Consider the following 18,024-nt stretch of genomic DNA (forward strand, 5'->3'; position numbering starts at 1 on the left):
ACTTGGTAAGGCGCCATCTCACGTGATGGTCCTGTGCGAGTCACCCCCAGCCGCCCGGCGTGGTGCCCGTCCCGCCGGACCCCGACCCCGAACCTGACCCCGTCCCGCTCGTCCCGCCCGAGCCCGAGCCGCTGCCCGAACCGGACCCGGTCCCGCCCGAGCCGGATCCCGTCCCGGTGCCGGACCCGTAGCCGAACAGGCCGCCCCCACCGGTGCCGTCCGGGCCCGTCCCGCCGCCCGAGGAGCCGCTCCCCGTCCCGGGGCGGCCCGCGCCCGGCGCGGCGCCCGGCGACGCCCAGGGGCGCTCGGGCTGCCGGGTGGCGTCGTCCTCGGCCGGCGCACCGGAGGCCGGCGAGGAGGGGGCGGTGGACGGGGTCGCGGAGGCGCTGCCGGTCGGCGCGGACCCGGTCGGCCGGGTGCGCACCTGCTTCGGCGCCGTGAAGTCGGAGACCGGCTCGCCGGACAGCGCGGCCTTCATGTAGGCGGTCCAGATCAGGGTGGGGTAGCGGCCGCCCGCGGCCTCGCCGGTGCCGCCGACCCCGTCCAGGGTGACCTGGGCGCCGGTGGCCGGGTCCTGGCCGAAGAGCGCGACGGCCGTCACCAGCTCGGGGGTGTAACCGACGAACCAGACGGACCGGGAGTCGTCGGTGGTGCCGGTCTTGCCGGCGACCGGCCGGTCGAGGGCGCCGGCCCGCCGGCCGGTGCCGCCCGGGTCGTCGACGACGCCCTGCAGCATCGCGGTGGTGGCCCGGGCCGCCTCGGTGCTGACCGCCTGGGTGGTGCTGTGCGCGGGCAGCGGCACCTGCTCGCCCTCCACCCCGACGGACTTCACCAGCCACGGGGTGATCTGCTTGCCGTCGTTGTCGAGGGCCGCGTACACCCCGGCCATCTGCAGCACGCTGGGCGTGGCCGCGCCGAGCGGGATGGACGGCACCGCGGACAGCCCCGGGGTGTCGGCGGGCAGGCCGAGCGCGACGGCGGTCCTCCGGACGGTCTCCAGCCCGGTGTCCTGCGCGAGCTGCGCGTAGACCGAGTTGACCGACCAGTCGGTGGCCTGCTGCAGGGTGATCTGCCCGTAGTCCTTGCCGCCCTCGTTCGGCGGGGCGTACGGGGTGCCGGTGCCGCCGCGGACGGCCCGTCCGCTGGTGCCGTCGTACACGGTGTCGGCGGTGATCCGGCGGCCGGCCTGGGTGCGGGCCTCGCTGTCCATCGCGGCGGCCAGCGCGATCGCCTTGAAGGTGGAGCCGGCCTGGTAGTCCTGCCGGGTCGCGTTGTCGATCCAGTGCCGGGTGGCGTCGCTGCCGCCGTACAGCGCGAGCACCGCCCCGGTCTTCGGGTCCAGCGAGACGGCGCCCGCCTGGGCGTCGGCGTCCTTCTTGCGCTTCGCCGGGTCGAGGTCGCCGGTGAGCTGGCTGCGGACGGCGGCCTGCAGCTGCCGCTCCCGCTCGGCGTCCACGGTCAGGGTGACGGTGTAGCCGCCCTGGGCCAGCTGGGCGTCGGTCAGGACGTGCTGCGAGGTCAGGTAGTCGGTGGCGGCGGAGACCAGGTAGCCGGCCTGCCCGGAGAGGCCGGGCGCGCTCCTGGGCTCCTTCACCTCGGGGAACCGGACGGCGGCCCGCTCGTCGGCGGACAGCCAGTGCTCCTGCACCATGCCGTCCAGCACGTAGTTCCAGCGGTTCGTCGCGTTCTGCTTGCCCTGCGGGGTGGCGGTGGCGACGTCGTAGGCGCTGGGCGCGTTCAGCAGCGCGGCCAGGTAGGCGCCCTGGGCGGCGTCCAGCCGGTCCGCGTCGATGCCGAAGTAGGCCTGGGCGGCGGCCTGGACGCCGTAGGCGCCGCGCCCGTAGTACGCGGTGTTGAGGTACCCGGCGAGGACGTCGTCCTTGCTCTCCGTCGCGTCCACCTTGATCGCGATGAAGAGCTCCTTCACCTTGCGGGTGACGCTCTGCTTCTGGCTGAGGTAGGTGTTCTTGACGTACTGCTGGGTGATCGTCGAGCCGCCCTGGGTGGCCTTGCCGGTCGCGGTGTTGAACGCGGCCCGGGTCAGGCCCTGCAGGTTGACGGCGCCCTCGTGGTAGAAGTTGCGGTCCTCGGCGGCCAGGGCGGCGTGCCGGGCGGCGGGGGAGATCCGGTCGAGCGGCACGTTCTGCCGGTTGGTCTGGCCGGTCCGGGCGATCAGCGTGCCGTCGGAGTACAGCCAGGTGTTGCTCTGCGCCGTCGCGGCGGCGTGCGCGTCCGGCACCTGCACCAGGGCCAACCCCACTGCGAACAGGCCGGCCGCGAGCAGCACCGCCGTCACCGAGCCGGCCAGCGCCGCCCGCCAGGTCGGGACCAGCCGCCGCCAGCCGGTGCGCCGCTGCGCCGTCCGGCGGCCGGACCACCGTCCGCGGGGCGCGCCGGGACCGCTCTGCTGCGAAGTACGGGGCACCGGAATTCCCTTCCTGCGAGCCCCGCAAAGGTCGCTCACCCGTCGGACGGCATGGACCGTCCCACCCTGCCTGATCGACTTGTCAGGCGTTAGGGACTTATGTCCCATTTTTCCTTACCGTTCCCTCACCTCGCGGCCGCCGCCGCGCCGACCCGACCGTGCCGACCCGCGCCGTTCCGGGTGCCCGCCTCGCCCACGGCCCCGCCACGACGCGGCGGGTAGGGTGCCCGGACCCGCCCGCACGAGGAGCACCATGGCCCGCCCGAGCATCCTGTACGTGACCGACCTCACCTACCCGGCCCGCGGCCGGCGCTACGGCGACGAGGACACCCACCTCTCCGCCGCGCTGCGCACCGACTTCGCCGTCGCCCTGTGCCACCCGCTGGATGCGGCCGGCCTGATGGACTCCTTCGACGGCGTCGTGGTGCGCAACAGCGGCCCGGTGCTGCACTACCAGGAGCAGTACGACGCCTTCCGGGCCGAGGCGCTGCGGCGCGGCACCCGTGTGTTCAACGAGCTGACCGGCCGTGCGGACATGGCCGGGAAGCAGTACCTGCTCGACCTGTCGGCCGGCGGCCACCCGGTCATCCCGACCGCGGAGGCCCCGGACGACCTGGGCCGCCTCCCCGACGCCGCCGAGTACGTGGCCAAGCCCAAGCTCGGCGCCGACTCCATCGGCCTGGAGGTCGTCGGCCCGGACCGGATCGCCGGGATCGCCGCGGCCGGCGGCATGCTCGTCCAGCCCCGGATCGACTTCCGCTACGAGGTGTCCTTCTACTTCGTCGACCGGGAGTTCCAGTACGCCCTGCACACCCCGGACAAGGACGTCCGCTGGCAGCTCGCGCCCTACCGCCCGAGCGCGGAGGACCTCGCCTTCGCCCAGCACTTCGTGGACTGGAACACCCTCGACCACGGCATCCAGCGCGTCGACGCCTGCCGCACCGCCGACGGCGAGCTGCTGCTGGTCGAGCTGGAGGACCTCAACCCGTACCTCTCGCTCGACCTCCTGGAGGCCGGGCAGCGCGAGTCCTTCACGGCCGCGATGAAGGACTCCCTGCACCGCCTGCTGCGCCGCTGACCCGGACGGCCCGGACGGCCGGTCCGGTCCCGGGAACGTCGAAGGCCCCCCGCTCCCGCGAGGGGCCTTCGACCGTCTGTGCGCCGCCAGGGACTCGAACCCCGGACCCGCTGATTAAGAGTCAGCTGCTCTAACCAACTGAGCTAGCGGCGCCTGCTGACGTGGAGAACAATACACGCTCCCGCAGGTCGGACGCACATCCGTATCCACCTGCCGTTCAGTGCGGCTTCTCCCCGGCGGCCAGCATGGCCACGAACTTCTCGATGCGGCGGGCGCGGGTCTCCGGCCGCTTGGCCTCCTGCACCCGGTGGAGGATCGAATACCGGTTGGTGCCGTCCAACGCGGCGAAGTTCTCCGCCGCGGCGGGCACGGCGGCCAGGGCCGCGGCCAGGTCGTCCGGCACCGTCGCCGAGCGGGGGCTGTCGTAGGCGGCCTCCCAGCGGCCGTCCGCCCGGGCGCGTTCGACCTCGGCGAGACCGGCCGGGCGCATCCGGCCGGCGGCGGCGAGCGACTCCGCCTTCTCCCGATTGATCTTGGACCAGCGGCTGCGGGCCGTGCGCGGCGTGAACCGCTGCAGCCAGTGCTGCTCGTCGAAGGAGCGCTTCTGCCCGTCGATCCAGCCGAAGCAGAGGGCGGCGTCCAACGCCCCGGGGTAGTCCAGCGACACCACGCCGGGAGCTTTCTTCCGGAGCTTCAGCCAGATCCCGGGGGAGGTGTCGTGGTGCGCGTCGAGCCAGGCCTCGAACTCCTCGGCGGAGTCGAAGGCGAGCGTGTCCTGCGGGTCGGCCATGTCCGCAGTGAACCACGGGCCACCGACAGGTGAGACGGGATCAGCTCCGGGGGGCGACCACCGCGAGCGTCCCGCCGCCCGGCGGCGGCCGGTGGGCCGCCGCCTCCTCCAGCCCGAGGACGGCGTCCGGCACCAGCCGGAAGGCGCCCTCCTCCCACAGCTCCACCAGTTCGCCGAGCTCGGCGGACTCGGCGGCGCCGACCGTCCGGCCGCCCGGCGGCGGCACCGGCGAGGCCACCCGGTCCGGGCCGCCGGCCAGCTCCGGCCAGAGCGGGGCGGTGCCCGGGCCGACGGCGTCCAGCACGGCGTCCACGCCCTGCGGGGCGGCCGCCCGGGCGCGTTCGGCCAGCTGCGCGCCGTAGCCGATCGGCACCGCGCCGGCCTCGCGCAGCGCGGCGTGCTCCCGTTCGGCGGCCACCGCGACCACCGCTGCGCCGCGGCGCAGCGCGAGCGCGACCGCGGCCCGCCCGGCCGCCGCACCGGCGCCGTGCACCAGCAGGGTCCGGCCGCGTCGCACCCCGAGCCGGTCGAGGGCGGCCCGCACGCCCGCCGCGGTGACGGGCAGCAGCGCAGCCTCGGCCCAGGGCAGGGCGGCGGGCCGGTGCGCCACCCGGTCGGCGTCGGCGGCGGCGTACTCGGCGCAGGCGCCGGACGGGCAGTGCCCGAGCACCTCGTCGCCGACCTCCAGGCCGTAGGTGCCCGGGCCGAGCTGCACCACCACCCCGGCGAACTCCGTGCCCGGCACCCCGGCCGGCGCACCGTCGGCCGGCGGCAGTCCGGCGGCCTCCACCCGGACGAGGACCTGCCCGGGTCCGGCCCGCGGCACCGCCGTCTCGACGGTCCGCGGGGCGCCGGCCGCACCGTCCGGCCCCGGGTACTCCAACGCCCGCACCGGCCACCTCCCGCTCCCGTGCCCGTTCCCGTCCGCGTGCCCGGCGAGCCGCTCCGGGCGGGTGCTTAGTCACATTTATGCTGATCTGAGGGGTAGTGGACCGCATGTCGCACGGACCGGGGCGTACGGACAGGGAGTGGATGGGTGGCCCAGCTGTCGCTGCTGTTCCTGGTGCTCCTCGCGTCCGTGGTGACGATGCCGCTCGCCCGCCGCATCCACGTGCCGCAGCCGGTGCTGATGACCCTGCTCGGCCTGGCCATGGCGCTCGTCCCGCAGATCCCCAACGTGCGGGTCGACCCGGACTTCATCCTGCCGCTGGTGCTTCCCCCGCTGATCTTCGCGGTGGCCCGTCGCTCCTCCGTGCGCTACTTCCGGGCCAACGTCCGGCCGATCCTGCTGCTGGCGGTCGCCCTGGTCGCCGTCACCACGACCGTGGTGGCGGCCGTCTTCCAGTGGCGGGTGCCCGGTCTGCCGCTCGCCGCGGCGGTGGCGCTCGGCGCGCTCGTCTCGCCGCCCGACCCGGTGGCGGCGGTCGCGGTGGCCGGCTCGATCGGCCTGCCGCGCCGCCTGGTCGCGGTGCTGGAGGGCGAGGGCCTGTTCAACGACGTCACCGCGATCGTCATCTACTCGCTGGCCATCGAGGCGGTGGTCAGCGGCCACTTCTCCGGCGCGGACGCGGCGCTGCGCCTGGTGCTGTCCGCGGTGGTCGCGGTCGTCCTCGGGATCGCCCTGGGCTGGCTGAACACCTGGCTGGCCGGCCGCCTCGACGACCCCACCCAGCAGGTCGCGCTCAACCTGCTCGTCCCGTTCGCCGCCTACACCCTCGCGGAGGAGGCGCACGGCTCCGGCGTGCTCGCCGTGGTGGTCTGCGCGCTGTACCTCGCCGACCGGGCCGCCGACGCGGACGACGTGTCCTTCCGGCTGGTCGGCAACGCCTTCTGGGAGATCGTCGAGATCCTGATCACCGGCGTGGCCTTCGGCCTGATCGGCCTGGAGCTGAGCACCGTGCTGGCCGACGTCCGCTCCAGCTGGCACGGCATGCTCGGCGACACCGCCTGGGTGATCGCCGCGGTGGTGCTCGTCCGGCTGCTGTGGCTGCTGCCCGCCGCCTGGATCTCCGAGCGGCTCACCCACGGCGAGGAGGACACCCCGATCAGCTGGCGCGAGACCGTGGTGCTCTGGTGGTCCGGGATGCGCGGGGTCGCCACCGTGGCGCTCGCCCTCGCGGTGCCGCTCACCGTGCACGGCGGCGGGGCCTTCCCGGCCCGCAGCGAGATCGTCTTCGTGGCCTTCTGCGTGGTGCTCTTCACCCTCCTGGTGCAGGGGCTCTCGCTGCCCTGGCTGGTGCGGCTGCTCGCCCTGCGCGACCACCCCGACGTCCACGACGAGGCGCTGCGGGTGCTGCGCTGGCGGGCCGCGAAGGCCGGACTGCTCCGACTGGAGGAACTGGAGGAGGAACGCAGGCTGCCCGCCGAACTCGTCGACCGGCTCCGCGAACGCCAGCACGACCGGCTCGCCCGGCTCTACCCCGAGCGGTACGAGGAGGACGAGGCCGCCGAGGCCAAGCGCCGCCTCGCCCGCTGGCGGCAGGCGGCCGAGGTCGAGCAGGAGATGATCGCCGCCTCCCGCCGGGAGGTGCTGACGGCCCGTGGGGAGCCGGGCGGCGACCCCGGGATGGCCGACCGGGTGTTGCGCGAGCTCGACCTCCGCTCGGCGCGCAAGTGAGCGGGCCGGCCGGGGATAGGCTGGCCGCGGGCAAGGCCGTCAACGGAGTCGGCGCCAAGCACCACGCTGCCGCCGGACCTCGCGCTACCCTCCCGCCGGGCCCCGCAGGTAACGCATCCGGATGATTCAAGGAGCAACCGATGTCGGAGAACCGCCCCGGCTCTCGCATCCCCCTGGACCGAACCCCCCAGTGGGCCGCGCTGGCCAAGCACCGCGAGGAGCTGGGCGAGCAGCACCTGCGCGGGCTGTTCGACGCCGACCCCGAGCGCGGCAGCCGGTACACCCTGACCGTCGGCGACCTGCACGTCGACTACTCCAAGCAGCTGGTGACCGACGAGACGCTCGCCCTGCTGCGCGACCTCGCCGGCGCCACCGGCGTCGCCGCCCTGCGGGACGCCATGTTCCGCGGCGAGAAGATCAACATCACCGAGGACCGCGCCGTCCTGCACACCGCGCTGCGCGCCCCGCGCGACGCCGTGGTCGAGGTCGACGGCGAGAACGTCGTCCCCGCCGTGCACGCGGTGCTCGACAGGATGGCCGCCTTCGCCGACCGCGTCCGCAGCGGCGAGTGGACGGGCCACACCGGCAAGCGGATCCGCACCGTCGTCAACATCGGCATCGGCGGCTCCGACCTCGGCCCCGCCATGGCCTACGAGGCGCTGCGCTCCTTCACCGACCGCGGCATCGACGTCCGCTTCGTCTCCAACGTGGACGGCGCCGACCTGAACGAGGCGCTGGTCGGCCTGGACGCCGCCGAGACGCTGTTCATCGTCGCGTCGAAGACCTTCACCACCATCGAGACCGTCACCAACGCCGTCTCCGCCAGGAACTGGCTGCTCACCGAGCTGCGTGCGGACACCGACGCGGTCGCCAAGCACTTCGTCGCGCTCTCCACCAACGCGCAGGGCGTGGCCGACTTCGGCATCGACACCGCCAACATGTTCGAGTTCTGGGACTGGGTGGGCGGCCGCTACTCGTACGACTCCGCCATCGGCCTCTCCCTGATGATCGCCATCGGCCCGGAGCGGTTCCGCGAGATGCTCGACGGCTTCCACCTGGTCGACGAGCACTTCCGCACCGCCCCGCCGGAGCAGAACGTCCCGCTGCTGCTCGGCCTGCTCGGCGTCTGGTACAACAACTTCTTCGACGCGCAGTCGCACGCGGTGCTGCCGTACTCGCACTACCTGTCCAAGTTCACCGCCTACCTGCAGCAGCTGGACATGGAGTCCAACGGCAAGTCGGTGGACCGCGAGGGCAACCCGGTGACCTGGCAGACCGGCCCGGTGGTCTGGGGCACCCCCGGCACCAACGGCCAGCACGCCTACTACCAGCTGCTGCACCAGGGCACCAAGGTGATCCCGGCCGACTTCATCGGCTTCGCCAAGCCGGTCGAGGGCCTGCTGCCCGGCCTGGTCGCCCAGCACGACCTGCTGATGGCCAACTTCTTCGCCCAGACCCAGGCGCTGGCCTTCGGCAAGACCGCCGAGGAGGTCGCCGCCGAGGGCGTGCCGGCCGAGCTGGTGCCGCACAAGACCTTCCGCGGCAACCACCCCACCACCACCGTGCTGGCCGCCGAGCTCACCCCGTCGGTGCTCGGCCAGCTGGTCGCGCTCTACGAGCACAAGGTGTTCGTCCAGGGCGCGATCTGGAACATCGACTCCTTCGACCAGTGGGGCGTCGAGCTGGGCAAGGTGCTGGCCAAGCGGATCGAGCCGGTGCTGCTCACCGGCGAGGGCACCGAGAAGCTCGACAGCTCCACCGCCGAGCTGGTCGCGCGCTACCGCGCGCTGCGCGGCCGCTGAGCCCGCGGGTGGCGGGGCCGTCCCGGCCGGGGCGGCCCCGCCACCGTGCCGGCACCCTGACGGCCGGTCAGCGGCCCGCCGTCCAGCAGTTCGGGCAGCCGCCGGGCAGGTTCGACGGGCAGCAGGACGAGGGCGGCGAGGTCGGCCCGGCCGAGGCGTGCGGCGATCCGGTGGCGGTCGCCGGGCCCGGCGGCACCGGCGTGCGGCGGAGCTCCGCGGACCCGGGGAGCAGGGCCAGCAGCACGATCAGCGCCGCCCCGCCCAGCACCGCCAGGGCCACCAGCAGCCGGTGGCGCCACACCGCGATCCGGTGCGCGCGCAGCGCGGACGCCTCCAGGCCCTCGAGCTCGGCGCGGAGCCACTCCTCCCAGCCCGGCGGCGTACTGCGCGCGGGATCGTCGGGCGCCATGGACCGCGAGATTAGCAGTCGTGGACGTACCACGGAACGCCGAAGGCCCCCCGCTTCCGCGAGAGGCCTTCGACCGTCTGTGCGCCGCCAGGGACTCGAACCCCGGACCCGCTGATTAAGAGTCAGCTGCTCTAACCAACTGAGCTAGCGGCGCCTGCTGACGTGGAAGACTCTAGCAGCGGCTCCGGGCGGAGCCAAAATCGAATACCGCCGGGCGGGCTCAGGCCGACGGAACCGGGTGCAGCACCCCGGCGGGCTCCTCCGCCGCCTGCGGGGGGAGCGCCGGGAGGGCCGCCGCCCGGGCCTCGCCCCGCGCCGCCCGGACACAGGCCCACAGCACCACGGCCGCCCCCGGCAGCCACGGCTCGCGGGAGTCCGGGGCGACGATCCAGCGGCCGGCACCGAGCCCGGGCGACTCCGGGGCGTCCACCATCCGCTGCACCGGCGGCACGGTCACCGCGTCGCCCTTGCCGTGGCAGAGCAGCGGCGGGACGTCGCGCGCCCACTCCTCCCAGGCGAGCAGGGTGCGCAGGCGGGGCGCGGCGCCCGGCTGGACGAAGAGCAGGGTGCGTCCGCGGAAGGCGGCGACCGGGCCGCAGCCCGGGCCGGAGGACCACAGTTCGTCCAGCACCCGCCGGCCGAACAGCGACGGCATGCTGATCACGTCGAAGGCGCGGCCGCAGGGCAGCACGCTGGATGCCCAGGGGCGCGCCTCCCACAGGGCCCGCATGGAGCGCGGGTACTCGCTGGCCGAGGCCAGCCACGCCTCGCCGGCGACGGTGACGTACTCCACGGATTGATACGTCCAGATGTCCACCCCAGCAGCGTGGACCTCGCCGCCGTCGGGACGGGCGGAAAACGGGGTTCGCCGGACACCGCGCCGCGCCGCGGCGTACCCTTACCGGCCGCATATGCCAGAGGCCCGGTGCGGCGACGTCGCCGCGGCCCGGTCAGTGCTCCGCGCTGCGCTGCTTCTGCAGGCCGCGGCCGTACTCGACCATCCGCACCGCGTAGTCGGGCGTCCAGTCCGCGCGGGCGGCGATCTCCGCCGGGCTCAGCGCGTCGAAGCGGCGGGTGTCTGCGAGCTGCGCGGCGGCGATCGCCTGGAAGTCGGTGGCGCGCTCCGCGGCGGCCCGGAAGGCCAGGGCCAACTCGGTCGAGCGGCGCAGCAGTTCGGCCGGGTCCTCGATGGACTCCAGATCGAAGAACCGCTCCTGCTCGGGCTCGTCGGCCTGCGGCTCGAAGAGCAGCTGGGCCGGCCGCAGCCGGCGTGCGGGAGGCGTGCCCGGGCCCGGGGCGGCCTGCGCGGGGACCCCGCTCTGGTCGGACGCCTGTGCATGGGGATCGGGCATGGACGGACACCTCCGGAGACGCCGGTGACAGGAAAGGGCCGTCGTCCATTGTCGCGCGGCGGCGGCCGGTAGCGGAACGGTGTGCACCAGGTCGCTATTCCCGGTCGGGGCGCACATGTCACCCGTGGTGCGCCCCCGACCCTTCCGCGTCCGCCGTCAGGACAGCGGCACCCGGTGCGAGGCCAGGTGCGCCAGCACGGCGTGGTTGGCCTCCCAGCCGTCCGGGAACTTCACCGCCACCCCCAGCTGCACCGGCTCCGTCGAGGGGTGCTCGTCGAGCAGCTCGGCGATGCCGGCCCGGGCCACCACGATGCAGGCGTGCCGGTGCCGCGAGGCCAGCACGCACAGCCGGCCGGTCTCCAGGTGGAAGGCCGTCGCGTCGGGCCGCCCCGACAGCGGGTGCAGCACCACCGTGACGTCGTACTCGCGGCCCTGCAGCCGGTTCGCGGTGTCCACCGTCACCGCCGGACCGGCCGCCGGGTCCACCGGCACGTCCAGCGCCGCCAGCGCCTGCCGCACCGCCGCCGCCTGGTCCCGGTGCGCGGTGCCCACCGCGATCCGGCCCGGCGCGACCGGGGCGGACCCCTGCTCGGAGTGCGCCGTCAGCCCGCGGTCCAGCACCCGCCGGACGACCGCCGCCACCGCCGCCACCGCCTGCGGGTCCGTCCGCACGGTGTGCCGCGCGGGCAGCTCCAGCAGCGCCCAGCCGCTCTCCACCGCCTCGTCGATCGCCGCGTCCACCGGCGTGCCGTCCGCCCGGACGGAGGCCGCCAGCCGCCGCTCGCCCGGCCCCGTCCCCGACCGGAACGGCGTGTACGGGTAGAACGCCGCGGAGATCAGCGGCGCCGCCGAGGCCGGCAGCCGCCAGGACACCGGCAGCCGGTGCGGCCGGATCGCCGGGTTGTGCGCGAGCAGCGTCACCACCGCACTGCTCGACGGGTCGTACGACAGCCCGGCCCACTGGTCGGTGCCGACCACGGTGAACGGGTCCAGCTGGCCGGGGTCGCCGACGAACAGCGCCCGCTCGAACAGCCGGGCGACTGCCAGCAGCGCGTCCGAGCGCATCTGGTACGCCTCGTCCACGATCGCGTGCCGCCACGGCGCCTCGGTGCGCACCCACTGCCACTTCGCCGCCGTGGAGACCACCACGTCGTGCTCCAGCAGGTCGGCGACCTTCTCCGAGGCCGTCACGTTGCCGTGCCGCAGGGCCTCCGGCGCGGGCCGGGAGTCGCCCGCGTGCAGCCGGCCGACGGTGAGGTCCGGCCCCTTGGCGGCCAGCCGGTCCACCAGGTCGTCGACCTGGCTGTTGGTCTGCGCGACGATCATCAGCCGCTCGCCGGAGGCCACCAGCTCGCGCGCCGCGCGGACCACCAGCGTCGACTTGCCCGCGCCCGGCGGGGAGTCCACCACCACCCCGCGCGGCGCACCCGGTGCCGGCCGCACCGCGGCCTCCAGGATCGCCGCCACGGCGGCGTCGGCGACGGCGCCCGGCGCCTGATCGGCAGTCATGCCCGCGGTCATTCCCACTCTTCCGTACTGTTCGCCGACATCGGAGCGGCACCCGGAGGGCCGCCGTGCGTCCACGGGGTGTCCTCCGGATCCGGCAGCGGCGCCGACTGGCGGGGCGTCAGCTCGAAGAGCGTGAACACCACCCGCTCGCCGACCTCCGGCAGGCTGCCCGGCTCCGGCTCCTTGCGCCGGCCCATCCCGGACACCACCCGCACCGTGACGGTGCCCCCGTCCGGGTCGAAGCCCGCGACCACCCCGCGTTGCGGCGTCGCCGCGCCGACCCGGTGCACCTCCCGCCCGGTGTCCGCGTGCGGACGGTCCGCGGTGTGCACCACCAGCAGCGGCCGCGGCTTCGCCGACCGGCCCGAGGTGTCGTACTCCGGCACCACGGCGACCACCTCGCCCGCGAACGCCTCGCCGGTCAGCCGGTGCTCGGCCATCGCCAGCGGGTCGTCCAGCGCCTCCTGCACCTCCAGCCGGACCTGCTCGCGCTCGCGCTGGGCCAGCTTGCGGGCGGCCGTCACCGCGTCGTCCTGCTTCGGCTGCGGCGGCTCGCCGGCGGCCAGCCGGTCCCGGTGGCCGGTGTACGACCAGCGGTCGCCCTCCCAGCGCTCCGCGACGTGCCCGCCCTCCGGCAGCGCCCGCAGCAGGTCGAGCCCCTGCCAGACGTCCGCCCAGGTGGGCAGCAGCACCTGCTCCAGCACCCCGTGCAGCTGCTCCGCGGCCCGCTTGACCACCAGCTCCGCCCGGGCGGCGTCCGCGGGGGCGGCCGCCCGGGCCGCGGCCAGCGCCGCGTCGTGCCGGACGATCGCCGGCGCCAGCACCAGCTCGTCGAACTTCGGGTCGGTGGCCGGACCGGCCGGCGGGTGCACCAGCTGCCCGTGCACGTCCCGCTCGCTCTCGGCCCGCTCGGCGGCCTCCGCGCCGGTCAGCCCGGCCGGTGCCAGGTGCCAGGCCAGCAGGGCGGCCAGGTGCTGGTCCTCGAGGTGGCTCTGCCCGGTCGCCCAGTGCCGGGAGAGCAGCGCCGTCATCGGCAGCAGCAGGCTGGAGCCGGGCACCTGCGCACGGTCGGTGAGGTGGGTCAGCCAGCGGCCCAGCAGCGGCACCTGGGTGGGCGCCGGGTAGGGGCCCGGGTCGACGTCCTCCGCGGTGCGGCGGAAGCGCGTGGAGCGGCCGATCAGCGCGAGGTGCCGCACCGAGCCGGTGTTCGGCACGATCAGCTGCGGAGCGTCGGCGCACAGCTCCCGCACCACCGGGTTCTTCTCACCCGTCTCCGCGTCCCGCTCGGTGCCCTCGACGTGCTCCACCTCGTCGGCGAAGGACTCCAGGTACGGCAGCAGGTCCGCGCCGAAGCGGGCCAGGAAGTCGAAGCGCTGGTCGCGGTTGAGCGGCTGCGGCACGATGTGCAGCCGCGGGGCCGCCCGGTCGGTGCCCAGCATCACCGCCAGCGGCGCGCCGGCCTCGCCCGCCGCGGCCAGCGGCACCACGACCATCGGACGCTCCGACACGTGGCGGTGGCGCACCGTCGCCAGCGGCTCGGCCCGCCCGCTGCGGACGGCCTGCAGCCGGGCCAGGGTGGAGAGCAGGCTCACCGGGCCCACCGCCGGCGGATCGCGCGGCCCGCGCGGCTCACCGGACCACCTGCCCGAGGGCTTCGGCGCGCAGCGCGGCCGCGTACCGCAGCCGGGCGGACGCCTCGTCGACCTCCGCGTCCTCCGCCGGGCCGCCCGGCTCCGCGCCGGCGGCGGCCAGCGCCGCGCCGACCGTGCGGATCGAGCCGAGCTCGCCGCGCACCCCGCGGCCCAGCTGCTCCACCACGTCCGAGCAGCGGGCCTGGGCGCGGCAGTGGAAGCCCAGCTCGCAGGTGGAGAGGCAGTCCGGGCTGTACGCGGCCGGGACGGAGCCCACCGCGGCCGCCAGCTCCTCGGCCGGCCGGGTCGGCGCGCCGCCCTCGTCCGGCGCCAGGTCGAAGCTGGTGCCCTCCGGCAGGGCGGCGACCAGCTGCCCGATGCCGGTCATCCGGGACAGCTGGCGCCGGGTGGTCGCGAGCTCGCGGCGGACGTCCACCGCGGCCGCGGTCGGCCGGTTGGAGAAGTCCCTCGGGCAGACCAGCAGCACCGTGGTCGACGGGCTGCCGGGCAGCTCCTGCGCGCGGTACGGGTCCGACTCGGCCGGCACCCCGGCCAGTGCCGCGGCCGTCTCCTGCAGCGCCAGCACGTACACCGCCGCCTGGCGGGCCGCCGCGCCGACCTTGGCCGGGTCCGCGGAGCCGTCCAGCACCGGGAAGGACTTGATCTCCACCACCGTGCAGCGGCCGCCGTGCACCAGCACCGCGTCCGGCTCCAGGTGGGCCGGGCTGCCGGCCACCGTCAGCCGGAGCATCGGGTGGTCCAGCAGCGTCCAGAGCGCGGGGTCGGCCGCCGCCTCGGCGAGCGCCTCCCGGGTGCGCTCCGCGCGCACGGCCGGCGAGGAGCGGCGCAGCAGGTCCGGCACGGCGAGCGGGGTGCCGCTCTCCTCCGGCAGGCCGAGGTGGCGGCGGAGCGGTTCGAGCAGCGCCGCGTAGCCGTCGTCCTTCAGCCGGGCCTCGAAGACGTTGCCGCGGGCGAGCGCGAACGGGGACTGGCCGAACGGGGCCGGCCGCCCCAACTGCCGGGCGACGGCGCCCTTGTCGACGCCGGCGGCGTCCAGCAGCGAGCGGCGGCGGCAGCCCGGATTGGCGGCGAGCGCGGCGAGGGCGCGGGCGTCGAGACTGCGCTGCGGCGCCCGGCCGCGCAGCTCGGAGAGCCGCTGCGCGAGCGGCTCTGACTGCCCCAGGAGCGAGACGTTCATGGTGCGGCCCAGTGTTGCATCCGCCACCGACAATCGGGGGTGGGACCTCCGGATCGGCCCGCCCCGGCCCCACCCCGCCCCGAGCCGAAGGCCCACCGGTGCCGAAAGGGAGGCGGGGGGGGAGCGCAGCGACGGAGCGACGACCGTCGGCGCCGGGTCAGGAGGGCCCGGAGGCGAGCGGGCGACAGAACGGCCCCCACCGGCGGGCGGCCGCGGGGTGCGGGATCATGGTGACCCGGCCCTCAATGGCGAGCAGGCCGCCGCGAACCCTGCTGCGAGGAGTCCACCCATGCCCGCCCGCATCGTGCTCGTCCGCCACGGCGAGACCGCATGGTCGGCCACCGGCCAACACACCGGCCGCACCGACGTGCCCCTCACCGAGGAGGGCCGCGCGATGGCGCGCGCCCTCGGCAAGCGGCTCGCCCGCGCCCCCTGGAACGGCCTCACCGACGCCGTCGTCTACACCAGCCCGCTCTCCCGCGCCCGCGAGACCGCCGAACTCTCCGGCTTCGGCGCCCGCGCCGTCGACCGCCCCGAGCTCCTGGAGTGGGACTACGGCCAGTACGAGGGCCGCACCGGCCACGACATCCGCGAGACCGACCAGCCCGGCTGGCTGATCTGGCGCGACGGCGTCCCCGGCGGCGAGAAGCTCTCCGAGGTCGCCGCCCGCGTCGACGGCTTCCTCGAAGAGCTCCACGGCACCCACGGCGTCCCCCACCCCGAGACCACCACCATGCACGCCGCCGACTGCGACGTGGTGCTCTTCGCCCACGGCCACCTGCTGCGCATCCTCACCGCGCGCTGGCTCGGCATGGCGCCCGAGAACGCCCAGCGCTTCAAGCTCGGAACCGCCGCCCTCTCGGTGCTCTCCTGGGAGTACGGCCTGCCCGCCGTCGAGATCTGGAACGACCACAGCCACCTCGGCTGACGGCCGCACCCGGCGGTCCGTCCCGTACGGACCGTCAGGCCGCCCCCACCGCACCGTCGTACGCGGACAGGAACTCCGCCACCTCCGGCACCGCGCCGTGCCCGCGCAGCCGCCCGGCGGTGCCCGCCAGCATCGCCCGGATCCGCGCGGAGCGGACACCGCCGAGCAGCACCACCGCCGCCGAGCCGTGCCCCGCCGCACCCGCCAGGTCGCCCAGGCCCAGCCGGTCGTGCGCCAGCTCCGCCGTGTACAGCGCCCGGTTGCGGACGAACTGCGGCTCCTGCAGCGCCATCGCCAGCTCCGCCCGCCGCCCGGCGACCTCCCACTCGCCCAGCGCCGACCAGCACTGCGCCTCCAGCCCGGCCAGCTCGGCCTCGCCGAAGAAGGACATCCACTCCGGGTCCGCCTCCGACGGCCCCCGTTGGAACAGCGCCGACGCGCGCGCCAGCGCCCGCTCGCAGGACGGACGGTCCCTCAGCACCGCCCAGCCGCCCGCCTCGCGCAGCGACAGCAGCGCCAGCAGCCGGGCCGACCCGAGCCCCTTCGCCGCGGCCTGACCCGCCTGGGCGGCCCGCAGCGCCTCCCGCGGCCGACCGGCGTCCCGCGCCAGGAACGCGCTGTTGCAGAACACGTGCGCCTCCAGCGCCGCGTCCCCCGCCATCCGCGCGGTGGCCAGCGCCTCCGAGTAGAACGACCTGGCGTCCGCCAGCCGGTTCGAGTCGTGCGCCAACCAGCCCACCGAGATCGCCAGTTCACCGGCGCCCGACTGCAGCCTGCGCTCCGCCGAGGCCGAGTACGTCCCCTCGTTCAACAGGACGTACGCGCTGCGCAGCGACTGCCCCGCCCGCTCGAACAGGGCGTCCGCACCCTGCGCGTCGTCCAGCAGCCGGATCTCCCGGACGGCCCGCTCGACCCCCTCGATCTCGGCCTGACCCACCCGGCGGGGCGCGGGCACGGGCAGGGCGGCCGGCCCGGCGAAGGCGGCGGCCGGAGCGGCGCCGTCCAGGCCCAGGGCGGCCGCCAGGGCGGTCGGGCCGCCGGTCAGGAACGTACGGCGGTGCACGTCGTCGTTCTCCTCGTCGCAGTGGTGCGGAACGCCGGGAGCGGACACGGCCGGCACCGCGGCCTCCGCAGGGCGGCCGCGGACGGACGTCCGCGGCACGAAGCCCAGGTCGGCCAGCGACCGGCCCGGCCACATGTGCCGGAACACCCGCTCGTAGGCGTAGTTGGGGCAGCGGATCTCACCCGACTCGACCCGGCCGACGTAGCGCGCGTCGCAGGACACGTGCTCGCCGATCTCCCGGGCTGCCCGGCGCACCGCGGTGGCGAACTCCCCCGGGGAGAGGTCGCCGCGCAGCTCGCGCATCACGGTGTTGGGAACGGCCGGCTCGGGCCTGGGCCCGCCGGGACTCCTGGCTGCCATGGCTGCGCTCCGAGAGTCGTGCAGGGTGGCGCCGCGGCGAACGCCGCGCCTGCGGGCCGGTGGAGGGTCCGCTCGGTGCCGCCACGACAGTACCGGCAGTCACCGCACGGATGCGGCGGGTGAGCGGAACCGTACGGGGCAAACACGGATAAACCCCTCGGCGGTGCCCGGTTCTGCCATGAAATGCCATGTCTTGCCACGCACACGCCCGTGGCTTTGCGTGCCCCATCCGCGTTGTCCTGTTACGTGGACGCCCCGCATCCCGTCCCCCCACACGAGCGGGCCCGGGCGTCCGACCTGACGACAGGAGGTCCCCAATGGCCGCCCGAGCACCGCAGCACCGCCGGCCGAGCGCCCCCGGGCTGCCCGCCGGAGTGGCCCCGGCCCTGCTGCCGGAGGGCACGGACGGCAGCCGGTCGGCCGGCGGGGGCGGCACCACGGGTGCCCGGTCCGCCGGACGGTCGACGGCCGGCGCAGCGGCCGGGACCGGCTACGACACCGTCACCGTCTCGGTGCGGCACGGCCTGGAGGCCGTCGACATCCTCCGGCTCCGCGGCGCCTGCGGCGCCGTCCTGCAGAGCCGCGGCGGCGCCGCCGTCTCCTTCCTCGTCCCCGCCGGAACCGCCCGCGGCTGGCACCTCCCCGGCAGCTCCTGCAGCCCCGGCGCCGTCCTGCTGCCCGCCACCGACCCCCGGTGGATCATGGCCCCGGCCGGCCCGCAGGCGTCGGCCCGGCCCACGGACGCCTGGGTGCTGCGGTCGGCCCTGTGCGAAGCCGCCTGCACCCTCACCGCGGGCGGCCTCGGCCCCTTCTGAGACGGGCGGCCCCGCCCGGGCCGGCCGCCGGGGGCACCGGCGGTTGC

Annotated in this window: 15 protein-coding genes and 2 tRNA genes; 5 read left to right on the plus strand and 12 right to left on the minus strand. The window is 75.6% G+C overall.

All coding sequences use genetic code 11. The features are described 5' to 3' along the window. Window positions 1-40: 40 nt before the first annotated feature. On the minus strand, window positions 41-2,425 hold the full coding sequence (locus tag AB0O09_RS18215; protein ID WP_363542642.1) for a transglycosylase domain-containing protein: 2,385 nt from the start codon (window positions 2,423-2,425) through the stop codon (window positions 41-43). Window positions 2,426-2,678: 253 nt separating this feature from the next. Between AB0O09_RS18215 and AB0O09_RS18220 the strand changes: the two genes are divergently transcribed. Further along, window positions 2,679-3,503: a hypothetical protein gene (locus AB0O09_RS18220; protein ID WP_363542643.1), complete on the plus strand. Its 825-nt coding sequence runs from the start codon at window positions 2,679-2,681 to the stop codon at window positions 3,501-3,503. Window positions 3,504-3,582: 79 nt separating this feature from the next. Here AB0O09_RS18220 and AB0O09_RS18225 read toward each other — a convergent pair. From AB0O09_RS18225 to AB0O09_RS18235, 3 genes are all read right to left on the minus strand, one after another. Next, window positions 3,583-3,656 (minus strand) — tRNA-Lys (locus AB0O09_RS18225). Window positions 3,657-3,720: 64 nt separating this feature from the next. Continuing rightward, the gene (locus AB0O09_RS18230; RefSeq protein ID WP_363542645.1) at window positions 3,721-4,293 is read right to left on the minus strand and encodes a YdeI/OmpD-associated family protein; all 573 of its coding nucleotides are present in this window, start codon (window positions 4,291-4,293) and stop codon (window positions 3,721-3,723) included. Window positions 4,294-4,333: 40 nt separating this feature from the next. Then, window positions 4,334-5,185, minus strand: a complete 852-nt coding sequence (locus AB0O09_RS18235) for an alcohol dehydrogenase catalytic domain-containing protein (RefSeq protein ID WP_363542646.1) — start codon at window positions 5,183-5,185, stop codon at window positions 4,334-4,336. A gap of 144 nt (window positions 5,186-5,329) precedes the next feature. Here AB0O09_RS18235 and AB0O09_RS18240 point away from each other — a divergent pair, with 144 nt between their 5' ends. Next, complete coding sequence (locus AB0O09_RS18240; RefSeq protein ID WP_363542648.1) at window positions 5,330-6,910, plus strand: Na+/H+ antiporter; 1,581 nt, start codon at window positions 5,330-5,332, stop codon at window positions 6,908-6,910. Window positions 6,911-7,050: 140 nt separating this feature from the next. Next, on the plus strand, window positions 7,051-8,712 hold the full coding sequence (pgi, locus tag AB0O09_RS18245; RefSeq protein ID WP_363542649.1) for a glucose-6-phosphate isomerase: 1,662 nt from the start codon (window positions 7,051-7,053) through the stop codon (window positions 8,710-8,712). Between the two features lie 67 nt (window positions 8,713-8,779). On the opposite strand, the gene AB0O09_RS18250 is transcribed toward pgi, so the two are convergent. The 7 genes from AB0O09_RS18250 to AB0O09_RS18280 form a co-directional block, all read right to left on the minus strand. Next, the gene (locus tag AB0O09_RS18250) at window positions 8,780-9,121 is read right to left on the minus strand and encodes a hypothetical protein (RefSeq protein ID WP_363542651.1); all 342 of its coding nucleotides are present in this window, start codon (window positions 9,119-9,121) and stop codon (window positions 8,780-8,782) included. An 80-nt stretch (window positions 9,122-9,201) separates the two neighbouring features. Further along, window positions 9,202-9,275: transfer RNA gene (locus AB0O09_RS18255), tRNA-Lys, on the minus strand. 66 nt (window positions 9,276-9,341) lie between these two features. Beyond that, window positions 9,342-9,938, minus strand: coding sequence for a bifunctional DNA primase/polymerase (locus AB0O09_RS18260; protein ID WP_363542652.1), 597 nt, complete (start codon window positions 9,936-9,938; stop codon window positions 9,342-9,344). A gap of 133 nt (window positions 9,939-10,071) precedes the next feature. Beyond that, window positions 10,072-10,473, minus strand: a complete 402-nt coding sequence (locus AB0O09_RS18265) for a hypothetical protein (protein ID WP_344627640.1) — start codon at window positions 10,471-10,473, stop codon at window positions 10,072-10,074. A 156-nt stretch (window positions 10,474-10,629) separates the two neighbouring features. Further along, complete coding sequence (locus AB0O09_RS18270; protein ID WP_363542654.1) at window positions 10,630-11,982, minus strand: AAA family ATPase; 1,353 nt, start codon at window positions 11,980-11,982, stop codon at window positions 10,630-10,632. 8 nt (window positions 11,983-11,990) lie between these two features. Further along, window positions 11,991-13,574 carry a hypothetical protein gene (locus AB0O09_RS18275; protein ID WP_363542656.1) on the minus strand — a complete coding sequence of 528 codons (1,584 nt, stop codon included), beginning with the start codon at window positions 13,572-13,574 and terminating at the stop codon, window positions 11,991-11,993. A 37-nt stretch (window positions 13,575-13,611) separates the two neighbouring features. After that, a complete protein-coding gene (locus AB0O09_RS18280; protein WP_363542657.1) occupies window positions 13,612-14,811 on the minus strand; it encodes a hypothetical protein in 1,200 nt (399 codons plus the stop codon). A gap of 289 nt (window positions 14,812-15,100) precedes the next feature. On the opposite strand from AB0O09_RS18280, the gene AB0O09_RS18285 reads away from it, so the two are divergent. Further along, on the plus strand, window positions 15,101-15,739 hold the full coding sequence (locus AB0O09_RS18285) for a histidine phosphatase family protein (protein WP_363542659.1): 639 nt from the start codon (window positions 15,101-15,103) through the stop codon (window positions 15,737-15,739). A gap of 34 nt (window positions 15,740-15,773) precedes the next feature. On the opposite strand, the gene AB0O09_RS18290 is transcribed toward AB0O09_RS18285, so the two are convergent. After that, a complete protein-coding gene (locus AB0O09_RS18290; RefSeq protein ID WP_363542660.1) occupies window positions 15,774-17,162 on the minus strand; it encodes a tetratricopeptide repeat protein in 1,389 nt (462 codons plus the stop codon). Between the two features lie 317 nt (window positions 17,163-17,479). On the opposite strand from AB0O09_RS18290, the gene AB0O09_RS18295 reads away from it, so the two are divergent. After that, window positions 17,480-17,977 carry a hypothetical protein gene (locus tag AB0O09_RS18295; protein WP_363542662.1) on the plus strand — a complete coding sequence of 166 codons (498 nt, stop codon included), beginning with the start codon at window positions 17,480-17,482 and terminating at the stop codon, window positions 17,975-17,977. Window positions 17,978-18,024: the final 47 nt, after the last annotated feature.

Source organism: Kitasatospora sp. NPDC093679, from assembly GCF_040683455.1.
Classification (GTDB): Bacteria; Actinomycetota; Actinomycetes; order Streptomycetales; family Streptomycetaceae; genus Kitasatospora; species Kitasatospora arboriphila.